9 protein-coding genes are annotated in these 12,845 nt (G+C 58.9%); 1 reads left to right on the top strand and 8 read right to left on the bottom strand.

What is annotated here, in order from left to right:
- Positions 1 to 2: 2 nt before the first annotated feature.
- The 8 genes from DYI22_RS03495 to DYI22_RS03460 all read right to left on the bottom strand — a co-directional run bounded on the left by DYI22_RS03495 (position 3) and on the right by DYI22_RS03460 (position 11,752).
- Entirely contained in the window at positions 3 to 3,107 is a 3,105-nt protein-coding gene (locus tag DYI22_RS03495) for a hypothetical protein (protein ID WP_213476651.1), read from the bottom strand.
- The gene (locus DYI22_RS03490) at positions 3,097 to 3,945 is read right to left on the bottom strand and encodes a DUF4123 domain-containing protein (protein WP_213476650.1); all 849 of its coding nucleotides are present in this window, start codon (positions 3,943 to 3,945) and stop codon (positions 3,097 to 3,099) included. Before DYI22_RS03490 ends, DYI22_RS03495 begins: the two co-directional genes overlap by 11 nt.
- On the bottom strand, positions 3,932 to 6,061 hold the full coding sequence (locus tag DYI22_RS03485) for a type VI secretion system Vgr family protein (protein ID WP_213476649.1): 2,130 nt from the start codon (positions 6,059 to 6,061) through the stop codon (positions 3,932 to 3,934). Before DYI22_RS03485 ends, DYI22_RS03490 begins: the two co-directional genes overlap by 14 nt.
- Before the next feature lie 167 nt (positions 6,062 to 6,228).
- Positions 6,229 to 7,116, bottom strand: a complete 888-nt coding sequence (gene mmsB / locus DYI22_RS03480) for a 3-hydroxyisobutyrate dehydrogenase (protein ID WP_213476648.1) — start codon at positions 7,114 to 7,116, stop codon at positions 6,229 to 6,231.
- An 11-nt stretch (positions 7,117 to 7,127) separates the two neighbouring features.
- Complete coding sequence (locus tag DYI22_RS03475) at positions 7,128 to 8,210, bottom strand: enoyl-CoA hydratase/isomerase family protein (protein WP_213476647.1); 1,083 nt, start codon at positions 8,208 to 8,210, stop codon at positions 7,128 to 7,130.
- 1 nt (position 8,211) lies between these two features.
- Positions 8,212 to 8,991 (bottom strand): enoyl-CoA hydratase, encoded by a 780-nt coding sequence (locus DYI22_RS03470; protein ID WP_213476646.1) that lies wholly within the window; start codon positions 8,989 to 8,991, stop codon positions 8,212 to 8,214.
- A 54-nt stretch (positions 8,992 to 9,045) separates the two neighbouring features.
- On the bottom strand, positions 9,046 to 10,212 hold the full coding sequence (locus DYI22_RS03465) for an acyl-CoA dehydrogenase family protein (RefSeq protein WP_213476645.1): 1,167 nt from the start codon (positions 10,210 to 10,212) through the stop codon (positions 9,046 to 9,048).
- Between the two features lie 46 nt (positions 10,213 to 10,258).
- Entirely contained in the window at positions 10,259 to 11,752 is a 1,494-nt protein-coding gene (locus DYI22_RS03460) for a CoA-acylating methylmalonate-semialdehyde dehydrogenase (protein WP_213476644.1), read from the bottom strand.
- A 161-nt stretch (positions 11,753 to 11,913) separates the two neighbouring features.
- Between DYI22_RS03460 and DYI22_RS03455 the strand changes: the two genes are divergently transcribed.
- Positions 11,914 to 12,786, top strand: coding sequence for an AraC family transcriptional regulator (locus DYI22_RS03455; RefSeq protein WP_323132864.1), 873 nt, complete (start codon positions 11,914 to 11,916; stop codon positions 12,784 to 12,786).
- Positions 12,787 to 12,845 lie beyond the last annotated feature (59 nt).

Here is a 12,845-nt window from a genome sequence, read left to right as displayed (position 1 = left end):
ATTCAAGCCTGCCCCAACAGATGTAAGCTAAATTTTCTACGAAGTTTTTTATAATCATGGAAACGTTCGCTATCACCTGGCTGAAACAAGCCGCGCCCCATAAACTCATCAAGTCTGGCCAAATTATCCCTGGCCACTTGCAGGGAATCCTCTGTTGGCTTGGTGCCCTGGGCATTCATACGGGTCACAGATTCCTCAAACTGCCGCTGGATACGGTTGGGTGTCTCTCCCCGATACGATTCTGGTTTAACCCGTTCAGATTCTCCTATCCATTCACAGCATTGCAAGATCGAGGTCTGTTGGAGTTTCAGCATTTCCTCTGGAGACCTCCGCTCTCCATCTTGGCCCTCAAACTCAACGGGCTCTGCAACAAGATGGTGCAGCATTGGGCCGATGGCTTCGGGCTGCAACCCCAGGAACCACGACCGGTATTCATCCAGTGTTACTCGGGGTACATCATCAGTCGGCACGGTTCTACCTTCCGCGATATCAATGGCTTCGGTAATCCTCACTGCCACAATCCCAGCATTTTCACTACTGTGGAAGTCCCGGTAGACCCGTTGAACGAAGTCATAGGACTGCGCCGCAAGAAACGAGATGTTCAGTGCCGCCGAGAGCCGCAGGTTCATCAGCATGCTCAGATACTCAAACGCACCGTCTTCAATCCAGTAGATGCGGCGGTATCCGTTGTCGTGCAGTTCCTGCTGCAAGACGCGCATTAAGATGGGGAGAGTATCAAAATCCAACTCGAAGCCAATGGCCATGCCGCCACCCAGGCCAGCCACTGCGCGGCCTTTGGCATAGAAGACCAGCCGGCCGTTGTTCAACCCAACCTTGATTTCTCCCGTCGCGCCAAGGCCAACCGCGCCAACCAACTCATTACGGAGCACCCCCAGGGTGATCCACTCGGGGACATCCTCCCCCAGTCGGCGCCATTTCTCTGATTGCCGGAGGTGTTGAGGAATGGACCATTTCATTTCGGTGCGCGTCATCTTACCCGCTTGGGCCCCAGCAAAGGCATCGAATTCAGCTCCGCTAACCTCCCGTTTCTCCCGGTCCACACCTGTGAGCTGAATGCCCTTTCCCTTCACCGCTTCAACGCCTATCGAGCGACTCATCAGAATGCGGGCGCCCACGAATCCCCAGCACTTGGCGTCAACCTCACAGTAGAACCGACCCAGATCCAGTTCTCCGCTCCCCCCTTCGCTCCGGTAGGGTATGCGGATTGGTTCCGCCTCTTCCGGTTCCGGCAGTTTCAGAGAGAACAGATCCAGTTGCCCCTGCCTGTATGTCAGGTTCGCGCCAATTTTGGCCTCACCCAGGGTATACCCTATCTTGGACTCCCCGTTCTTCATACTGATGGAGGGCTCATTGGCAGGGCCACTAACGCCCGACAGCACTTCCACTTTTATCTGGTTTTGCAGTTCACGGCCCAGTTCGCCAGCAATACCACTGGATAGCAGCCTGACGAACTGTCCGGTGTAGCTGTCATCGAAGCTCATAAGATGACGCTTTGCCTCGGACTCAAACAGAAACACCCGGAGGTGGGCGCCCCAGGCAGCAAGCTCCTCGGCATTGTACTGCTCCAAAACGCCTTCATCTGCGATGACCCCGAAGAACCGGTCCGGCTGAAATAGCCCCTGATCGTCGAACCAGTGTTCCTGTAGAGGATATTTTTTCGCTCCTTGATCCGTTAACAGTTTCTCAAGGGCTTCATCCTGACCCGGTTTCTGAGCCGCTTTGAGAGATAGGGCGATATCGAAGGGTGACTTAGGGGTCTCCGGGGTGCCCAATCTTTCCTGGCCACCAGGCAAGTCCAAGAGCGAGAAATGCTGCAGTTCGGAGTCGCCTCCTGGCCGGGAGAATTCCCGCAGCGGAACCCCGGGACGTACCAAGGCTTTATAGGGAGGCGTGCTGTAGTCGGCCGGATTCCAAATGAACAGCTTTGGGGGCGACATTTCATTGGCCTGCTCTTCGGCCCGGCACTGCAATGCCTTCTGCTTTTTCTGACAGGTCTCAATTTTGTGCTGGTATTGCAGAATTTCCGGGGCCGGCGCGGGGCCATTCAGGCCAATCACGCTAAGCCAGGCCCAGCCATGCTCTTTCATATCCTTGGTAAGCTGCTCGATTTCCCAATCCAGCAACCGAAGGTCGGTCATATCCAGAATGCCATCCTTCACCTGGCGATGCCCATTCGCCAGCGCATATTCAGGTGAGGCGATACCGATATTGGCAAGATCCAGCACCGCATCGGCATAGTCCCTCATCTTGCCTTCCAACTTGTTCAGCTCCGTCAGGTACTGTTCAACCTTCTGGATATCAGGTGCCTCATTTTGCCATTCATACGCCATCAACTCCCGGTTTAGGCGGCAGGTGTGAACGAAGACGGCAGCCACTGTTTCGTTGGACAATTCGTCCTCTTCAAAGTCTTTTCGAGCTTCCAGGTAGGCCGATAGCAGCTCTTTGATGTTCCGCTGCTCAGGAGAGAACAGCTCCTGCTCCACCACATGGAACCCAGCTTCCCGGGCTGCGCCCAGCCCTTGATCCTGGAGGTCTAACAATCGGTCGGTTCGATTCTCTTTCGCCGCCCGGATATCCTTCTTGCGATTTTCCAACTCCTGCCGGGATTGATGCCATTGCACCTTGGCTTCCGTGCGATTGCGGTAATACGCTTCGTTCGTGGCGAGCGCCTGCACCTGCTGACGGTAAGCCTCTTCTTTATTATTCAGCTCTCCGTCCAGCCTATGTAACTCCCGGTCGGCATCCTCATTCTGACTGTACAAGTCATCCCACTCGTTTTGCTCGGCTGGTGGCAGGAAACTTTTGGCCGTGGCGGGCAGGAACAGATCGGTCAAACCTGCCTTTTCCATTTCGGTTAGCCGCTCGTCCAGGGTCTCCCTTGAAGCAGCCGCCTTGAGGCGGGCGGCGCTGGTTTCCATCTTGTCGAGAACATTCTGCGGGAGCACCCAGAAACTGCGATGCCCAGTCACATAAACGACCGTGGCGTTTTTGCATTGCTGGCAGTCTTTCGCCTCGGATTGGCTTGAAGTCTGGTCTGATTCGGAGACCTTGGAAGGAGGAAGTTGCACCGGGGCATCAGTCGACATGAGCTACAGTCCTTTGTTCGCTTTCCAGATGAGTCAGAATCTGGCTTGGTGATAGTCCCTGATCATTCGCCAGATGTTTCCAGTTTGTGGATTCCGTTAGTGACACGCCTGCCTGGATCGCCAGCCTTACCCAGCGCTCCTGGTCGGCAAGCAGGGTCACCCCTGATTCATCCGCAGATCTAATTTCCGCCAGAACAAATTGTTCCGGGTCCGGGGCGGGAATATGGGGCCGGTAATAGTCCGTCAGCGAAGCGGCGAACTGGGCAAGTCGGGCCTCACCCAATGCATCCAACTGCGCCTTGCCGATCACAAGCGGCTGTTCCGGTTCCGGCCAGTCGGCGGATTGTGATTCCGTGGTCGCCCACCATTGGCCATCGTGGCACCAGCACCACTGGGAAGCGCCCATTAGTTGATAACTCTGGTTTGGTTGCAGAACCTTTAGCAGGGGGCCGAGGCTACGTGGATCGTAAAAGCGGAAAAGCGATGACTTCCCGTCGAGCTCCGCCGTCACATGGCTCTTCAGATGCTTTGCCAAAACAGCCAGTTCCGTACCTGGAGCATTAAGTAGAATACCCAGGGGTTCCTTTTCGCAACGCTCGATGAAGGCACTCCGGAATTCATTTTGCTGTTCGAGTGCGATCAGAATTGGCCCCGCGTTCCAGATTTCCTGCAGTTCCGAGCCATTGTAGAGCGGCTCCCACTCGATTTGTGTGTTGCCAAAGTAGCTGTAGAGCCAGGACAGCAGGCTCTTGTCGTCCCTCTGGGCTAAATCAAGGAGGGCGAAGTTCCCTCCGGGCTCTGTTGTTATCTGTTTAATATCCGTTTCAGCCGTGGTCATGTATGACGCACCTACCGCTGCTATCAAATTCACATCCCGAAACGAACGTTTGCCCACCTTTGGCGGCTCGGGTTATCGCGCTCACGCCGACTGCCTGTAGAGCGGATGGGGTAACCTGATCTGGCGCCCCATCCTTCCGGGCCTCCGTTCCCTCAAGGTGTGTGGACGAACTCTCCGGCATTTGTCCCTCATCTAATATCGTCGGCACCTCCGGTACCTGAGCGGACGCGGCGGTACCACTCCCCGGCCCACCACCAGAATTCATCCGCACCAGCGGCCCTGAAACCGTCACCCCACTCGGGTCCACCTTCACAAAACTTCCACCAGCCTTCAGCGTCACTTCCGCACCCGCTTCAATGACGATCTTCATCCCGGCTTTGTGGTGGATTTCGCTACCGGCTTCAACGAGCTGGTTTTTACCCTGCTTACTGTGGTGGCTGCCATTTGCCGTGAGGCTGTAATCACCACCGATGTGGTCCCGGCGTTCGCCGTCGACGGTGGCATGGTCATTTCCTTTGACCTGAGCAAAGCGGTTGTTGTCGACGGTGCGGTGGCTATCGTTCCTGATGACTTCCGTGCGGTTGTGTTCGGTCAGCAGGTCCAGGTCTTTCTGGGCGTGGAGGTAGATCTGTTCTTTGTCGGCTTCATCTTCAAACCGCAGTTCGTTGCTGCCCTCGCCCTTGTGGGTCTGGGTTTTTAATGTGGTTCTTGTCTTGTGTTCCGGCAGCGCGTACGGCGGCGTGTTGGTGGCGTGATAGGTACGGCCGGTGATGATGGGCTGGTCAGGGTCACCGTCGAGGAAGGACACGATGACTTCGTGGCCGATTCTCGGCAGCGCCATAAAGCCGTATTGACCACCGGCCCAGTCCTGGCTGACTCTGAGCCAGGCGCTGGAGTGTTCGTCGTTCTTTGAGTAGCGATCCCACGGGAACCGTACTTTCACCCGGCCGTGTTTGTCGCAGTGGATCTCCTCGCCTTCGGGGCCGGTGACGATGGCCATCTGTGGGCCGTCCATGAGCGGGCGATGCTCGATCTGCGGGCGCCAGGGGCGGTCGGCAGGCACGGCGTTGAACCGGTTGCTGTAACTGGTGGGGTCGGAACCGCCCTCTTCTTCCAGGGCTTGAGGCTGTTTGCCGGTGTGGACGATGCCGGTGAGCAGCCATTCCCGGTTCAGGGGCTCGCTGTCGTGGTCGATGAGGGCCACTTTGGCGCCGGGGGTGAAGTCGGCGCGGTTGCTTTCTCCGCTGGCGGTGCTGGCGTCGTTACGCAGAGCCTCCAGCCGGGCGTCGGCGAAGGGCTGGCCGCTGGCGTCGGCCTTGAAGCGGCCGGGGTACTGGTAGTTCTGGTAATCGTCGCGGTGGTTGAGGTCGGCACCGGCGCTTTCATGCATCAGCGCGTAGGCGGGGTTCTTGAAGGTGTAGTCCTTCATGGCGACGGAGCTGGTGCGCACCCGTTCCTGGTAGGCGAAGCGGAACACACAGGGAGTTTTGGCGCTGCCGCCGGCTTTGGCATTGTATTCCACGGCGTCAAGTTTCGGGGCGTCACCGTGGTGATCGGCGATGACCAGGGCGGGTTGTTCGCTGCCGTCCACCGAGCCGTGCTGGTAGCGATAGTGCCAGCCTTCCTCGGCGGCCATGCGCTCGACAAAGGCCAGGTCGCTTTCCCGGTGCTGGACGCAGTATTCCCGCTCTTCTGGGCTACGTTTCAGATCAAACACGGTATCGACGATGCCGCGCTCTTCCAGCAGGGTGCGCACGATGGCGTCGGTGGTCTGGGTCTGGAAAATGCGGCTGTTGTGCATAAGGCCCAGTCGCCACAGGGCGGGCTGGAAGACGATCTTGTAGCGGGTGCGGCGGTGACCGCTGTCGCCGCGGGCGAATTCGCTGGCTACGCCGGTGAAGCGGCGCAGCGGTGCGCCGTCCTGCCACACCACCAGATCCACGGGTTGCTCCAGCACATCCGCGGCAGACACCGAAGGATCGGTGCTGGCCAGCTCAAGGTTGCCGGTAAACTGTTCTGAGAGACCTTCCGTCAGTTCAAAGCCAACGACGACGAATACATCCGAGGGGAATCCGCCAACAACGGCGGTAAACTGCAGTCCGCTTGCCTGAGGCATATCTTCAATCCTTGAAGGTATGTTGAGATGCTGATCCGGACAGTGCTCAGCTAACCCGTTCCGTGGTTAACCTGCCCGATTTCGATGGGCGGAAATTACCAGCACTGACCCGGAAAATCCAGTGACCAGTGCCGGATTTGAGGACAGTGCCCTCGCCGTACCAATGCTTATTCCGGTTTGTACAAACGCTGGATGCTGGAAAAATCCAGCCCGCCATTGCCCTGCCCCGCGTGCAGCTCGAACAGGTTACGGGCCAGCGACCCCATGGGAATGGCAGCGTGGTTCTTGACAGCGTTGTCGAAGGCCAGCCCCAGGTCCTTGTTCATCAGATTTACCAGGAAACCGCCTTCGTAACCACGGGAAGCAGGAACGCCTTCCATGACACCCGGCCAGGGGTTGTACACGTTCAGTGCCCAGTTACCGCCGGAACTTTGCTTCATGATTTCAGACAGCACCGCCGGATCAAGGCCGTTCTTGACGCCCAGCGCCAGCGCTTCACTGGTGCCCGCCATCAGGATCGCCAGCATCATGTTGTTGCAGATTTTCGCCACCTGCCCGGAGCCATGATCGCCAGCGTGGAAGATGTTTTTGCCCATGCCCTCCAGAATCGGCTTTGCCTTGTTGAAGGTCTCTTCCGAGCCACCGCAGATGAAGGTCAGGGTACCTGCTTTGGCACCGCCCACCCCGCCAGATACCGGGGCATCCAGAAACGGAATGTCCATTTTTCTGGCGGCATTGGCCACACCACGGGCCGTTTCCGGCGCAATGGTGGATGAATCAATGACCAGGGTGCCAGCCGGCAGATTGGCCAGCAATCCATCCTCACCCAGGTATACCGCCTCTACATGCTGCCCGGCAGGAAGCATGGTGATCACACACTCTGCGCCCTTGGCCGCGTCATGGGCTGTATTCGCGGATTTCGCACCTTCGGCGACCAGGGCCTCGACGGCCTCTTTCGACAGGTCGAACACAGTAACGTCGTGCCCGGCCTTGACCAGATTGCTGGCCATGGGGCCACCCATGTTACCCAGCCCGATAAATGTAATCGTTGCCATATCCTTTCCCCTTATTGTTGTAATTGCGTGAAAAAGTCATCAATCCAGGCACTGTCCATTTCCGCCAGTGAGGCATAGCGCCAGCGAGGCTGCTGATCCTTGTCGATCAGCAGGGCACGAATGCCCTCGGCGAACTCGCCTTTGCTCAGGCAGTTGCGGGACAGTGTCAGCTCTTTATCCAGCACCTGTTCCAGACTGTCGTGGCGCACGTTATTCAGGTGGTGCCAGCACAGGGCCAGAGACGTGGGCGAGGCCGCTGCCAGCGGTTTGACGGCTTTGGCCAGCCAGCCATCGCCACCCGCCAGTTCGTTCAGTTGCGCGACCACCTCTTCGAGCGAATCGGCATCCATCACCCGGTTGATGTCATCAAAGTGGTTTCGCACCGGCGATTCCGGCCGTGCCTCGGTGCTCTGTTGCTCGAACTGCCGCAGCACACTGCTGACGACGGCGTAACAGTCCTGTCCCTGCCAGTTGCGCTGCTTCAGCGCCGCGGTCACATCGGCTTTCAGGTCGTGTCTGATAAACCGGTCCGCCAGACCCACGAACAGGGCATCCGCCCCATTCATCCGGGCGCCGGTAAGGCCCAGGAACAACCCGGTGCGTCCCGGCGTGCGGTTAAGGAACCAACCGGCCGCCACATCCGGATACAGGCCAATGCTGCTTTCGGGCATCGCCAGTTTCGAGCCCTCGGTGACGACCCGATGAGAGGCACCCGACATGATGCCCATGCCGCCGCCCATCACGATGCCATGGCCCCAGCACACGATGGGCTTGGGAAAGGTATGGATGAGGTAGTCCATCTCGTATTCTTCTTCGAAGAACGTAGCGCCCTCGCCCGCGGCGTGTGGCTCGGTCATGCTCCGATACAGCGCCACGATATCACCGCCGGCACAGAAGGCCTTGTCACCTTCAGCTTCCAGCCATACCGCGCAGATGCTGCTGTCGTCGGCCCAACGCTTGAGTTGCGGGGTCAGCAACCGGATCATTTCCAGCGACAGCGAGTTGAGCGCCTTCGGCATGCTCAGTCGGGCCACCGCAATGTGACTGCCATCGGCGGTGGGCCACTCTTCGAAAACCATCGGTTGATCAGTCATATCAACGGTTCTTCCATTGTGGTTTGCGCTTGTCCAGAAAAGCGTTCACGCCTTCTTTCTGGTCTTCGGTGGAGAACAGCTCAATGAACAGTTCCCGCTCCATGCGCCAGCCATCGTCATGACTGCGTCCATCCCGGGCACTCATAACCAGGGTCTTGCAACGGGCAACAGCCGACGGGCTCTGCTTGCAGGCCATTTCCGCCAGTTCCAGAGCCTTGTCCAGCCCCTGTCCGCTGGGAACCACCTCTTCCACCAGACCGATCTGCAGGGCCTTGTCGGCCTTGACCCGTTCGCCACACAGGATCATCCGCTTGGCCCAACCCTCGCCCACCAGCCAGGGCAGGTTCTGGGTGCCGCCGGCACAAGGCAGAAGGCCAACACCGGCTTCCGGCAATGCCATCTGCGCATGTTCTTCGGCGATGCGGATGTCACAGGCCATGGCGCATTCCAGGCCGCCACCCATGGCGTAACCATTCACGGCGGCAATGGACACCCCGCGGAAGCCGGTCAAGGCTGCAAAGGCTTCGCCGAAAGCCTGCCCCATCTCATTAGCGCGGGCCTTGTCACCGTCGGCAAAGGTTTTCAGATCGGCGCCTGCGGAGAAGAACTTCTCCCCCTGCCCGGTCACCACCAGGGCAAATATGTCACGGTCTTCGTTCAGTTCACGGACCGTCGCCGTCAATGCTGCCAGCGACTCTTTGGTCCAGGTGTTGGCCGGCGGGTTGTTGATGGTCAGTACCGCAATGTGGTCGCGTTTCTCGAGCTGAATCATATCGCTCATTGAATTCTCCTTGTTAGACGGGCTCCGCGCCGTGTTGGATGGCCTCCGCGAGGTTTACTGGATCGCCTCGGCAACCCTGTCATCCAGCAATCGGCGGGCGACGATCAGTCGCATGATTTCGTTAGTGCCTTCCAGAATCTGATGGACACGCAGGTCGCGCAGATACCGCTCCAACGGGTATTCCCGGATATAACCGTAGCCGCCGTGCAACTGCAGGGCGTCGTTTACCACCTCAAAGCAGGCATCGGTGGCAAATCGCTTGGCCATGGCACAGTGCAGGGTGGCCTCCGGATCGCCACTGTCGAGTTTGAAAGCCCCGAGCCGAACCATCTGCCGGGCCGCCACCAGATTGGTGGCCATGTCGGCCAGTTTGAACTGCAGGGCCTGGAAAGCCGCCAGCGGTTTACCGAACTGCTCACGCTCATGCATGTAGTTGCGGGCCCGCAGCAAAGCCGCCTGGGCGCCGCCCAGCGAGCAGGTGGCGATATTCAGGCGACCGCCGTCGAGGCCTTTCATGGCGATGGCGAAACCATCCCCCTCGTTCCCGACCCGGTTACTGGCGGGAATACGAACGTTCTCCAGGTTGATCATGCGGGTTGGCTGACTGTGCCAGCCCATTTTCTCTTCGTTCTTGCCATAGGAGACACCGTCGGCGTCGGCCGGAATCACGAAGGTGGATATGCCTTTCGAGCCGGAATCCGGCCCGCCGGTGCGCGCCATCAGCACAAGGATGTCGGTGTCGCCGGCGCCGGAGATAAACACCTTGCTGCCATTGATCACATAACTGTCACCCTCCCTCACTGCCCTGGTCCGCAGGCTCGCGGCATCGGAGCCGGCGCCGGGTTCGGTCAGGCAATAGGAGGCCAGCCATTCGCCGCTGGCGAGTTTCGGCACGATTTCCTGCTTGAGGTCGTCGGAGGCGAAGCTGGCGACCATCCAGGTCGCCATATTGTGAATGGTGATAAAGGCGGCCGTGGAGGGGCAGGCCGCGGCCAGCTCCTCCACAATGACCGAGGTATCGAGTCGTGAAAGGCCCATGCCACCCAGGGCTTCCGGGGTGTACATCCCCATAAAGCCCATGTCGCCGGCTTCTTTCAATACATCTTTCGGGAAGATGTGCTCGTCGTCCCACCGGGCAGCGTGGGGCGCCATGGATTTCTCCGCGAACGCCCGGGCTGCCTCACGAAACGCCAGCTGGTCTTCTGTCAGGTTAAAATCCATCGTCAGGCTCCAGTCCGGGAAGCGTACTTGCTCAACGTCACCGCGATTAGCGCAGCTGGATTGAGAAGTTCGCTTCAGACGTGGTCGCCTCACTGGAGAACCAGCGCGAGGTCACCGTCTTGGTTTCGGTATAGAAACGCACCGCCTGCTTGCCGTAGGCATGCTGGTCACCGTAAAAAGAACCTTTCCAGCCGGTGAAGGAGAAGAACGGCAGGGGCACCGGGATAGGAATATTGATACCCACCTGACCCACATCAATCTCATGCTGGAAGCGACGTGCACAACCGCCTGAGCTGGTAAAGAGGGAAACACCGTTGCCGTACGGGCTGTTGTTGATCAGTTCGATTGCTTCACCCAGGCTGTCCAGTTCCACGCAGGACAATACCGGGCCAAAGATCTCCTCGTTGTAGATATCCATGTCCGGCGTCACGCCGGAGAACAGCGTCGGACCAACCCAGTTACCATCGGGCAGGCCGTCAACGGAGCAACCACGGCCATCCAACTGCAGCTTCGCGCCCTGGGCTTCGCCGGTGGCGATCAGCGATTCGATCCGATCCTTCGCCTTGGCGCTGATCACCGGGCCGTAACTGGCGCCAGAATCGTTCCAGGCGCCCGGGCGGACCTTCGCCATGGCTTCCTTCAGTTCCGGAATCCAGTTCTGCGCCTCGCCCACGAACACCGCAACGGAAATCGCCATGCACCGCTGGCCGGCCGCGCCAACGGACGCACCCACCAGGGCATTGATGACCTGCTGCTTGTCGGCGTCCGGCAGGATCACCATGTGGTTCTTGGCGCCGGCAAAGCTTTGCACCCGCTTCATGTTACGGGTACCGGTCTCGTAGATGTAACGGCCCACCGGCACCGAGCCGACGAACGACACGGCCCGGATGGCCGGATCGGTCAGCAGCACATCCACCTGCTCCTTGCCACCGTGGACCACCTGCAGAACGCCCTTGGGTGCGCCGGCTTCTTCAAACAGTTCAGCCAGACGCATCGGCGTCAGCGGGTCCTGTTCGGACGGTTTCAGAATAAAGGTGTTACCGCAGGCGATGGCCATGGGGAACATCCACAACGGAATCATCGCCGGGAAGTTGAACGGGGTAATACCGGCGCACACGCCCAGCGGCTGGATCCAGGAGTGAGTGTCCACTTCTCTTGCCACGTTCTCGACGGTCTCGCCCATCATCATGGAGGCGACGTTGGCGGCGTGCTCTACAACTTCAATGCCTCGCCAGACATCGCCCTTGGCATCGTCAAAGGTCTTACCGGTTTCCTGTGACAGGATTTCCGCGATCTCATCGTGGTGCTCTTTCAACAGTGCCTGATAACGCAGCATCACCCGGGCGCGCTCAGACACCGGCACTTCTTTCCAGGTCTTGAACATTTCACCGGCGCTATCGATGGCCTTGCGCATCTCCGCGTCTGTGGTGCAGGGCGCTTTGGCAATCACCTCGTTGGTGGCGGGATCCGTCACATCAATCCATTCGCTGGCCTGGCTCTGAACAAATTCGCCTGCTAGATACAGTGGTACGTTCTTCATCGTGTGTTCCCTGTTTGTTGTTGTGCGGGGAGCCGCCCGATAAACGCCCGGGCAACCGTGATTGAATTGATGCTAGCACAGGAAATCACCACGCACCGATTGACTAAATTTCGTTCGTGATGGACTATCTTTCGATCACCAAGCAAATAACCGACGCTCCCATGACCCAGACTTCCCAGTGGCCGGTGCCGCCTGACAGTATCCGCTATGTGGTGCCCGCGCCAATCATACGACTAATGTCGACCTACCCCCTCACCCGGGAACTGTACCCACTGGCGTTCGGCCACTACCGTCGCGCTACCGGTCATCACATGCACCGGGAGCACCACCACGATTATCTTTTGATTTATTGCACAGAGGGCAAAGCCTTTCTCAATGTCGAGGGCGACCCCCTTACCGTGGAAGCGGGGGACCTGTTACTGCTGCCTGCCGGCGCCGCGCATCGTTATACCGCAGATCCGGACAACCCATGGACCATTCACTGGGTGCACTACACCGGACCACTGGCGGACGATTTCCGCCACTACATGGGCTTCGACAATACCTGGATTCGCCATCTCGGGCGCCAGCCAAGGTTACTGGTGGACTTCAATGGCCTGCTCTCGGTGCGGCAGACCGGCTTTCGAACCCGCGGCCTGATCCACGCTGCCAACCGCCTGCGGCAACTGCTGGCAGCGGTACCACTGAATGCCGATGAAACGAGCCATGAGCGCCAGGCCGAACTGGACACCATTCACAACTACATGCGTGAACACCTGGATGAGCGGGTATCGCTGGAACAACTGGCGGATCTTGCGGGCCTGTCGCCGGCGCACTTTGCCACCCGCTACCGGGCGCAGACCGGCACCTCGCCCATCCAGCATTTTCTCCATCTGAAAGTGGAAAGGGCCTGTCAGATGCTGGACACCTCGGGCCTGAGCTTCGCCGACATCAGTCGGCGCCTGGGGTACGACGATGCCTATTATTTTTCACGACTGTTCAAGAAAGTAATGGGGCAGTCCCCGACCGACTACCGGCACACCAGCCGTCATTGACAGGCGCCGTCGGCGAGCCGTGCGGTTCGGGCCAAGGTTCGGGCCGCCGCCCTCCCCGG

Origin of the sequence: Marinobacter lipolyticus, assembly GCF_018424605.1 — a bacterium.
Classification (GTDB): domain Bacteria; phylum Pseudomonadota; class Gammaproteobacteria; order Pseudomonadales; family Oleiphilaceae; genus Marinobacter; species Marinobacter lipolyticus_B.
This window is presented reverse-complemented; position numbering and strand designations above follow the sequence as displayed.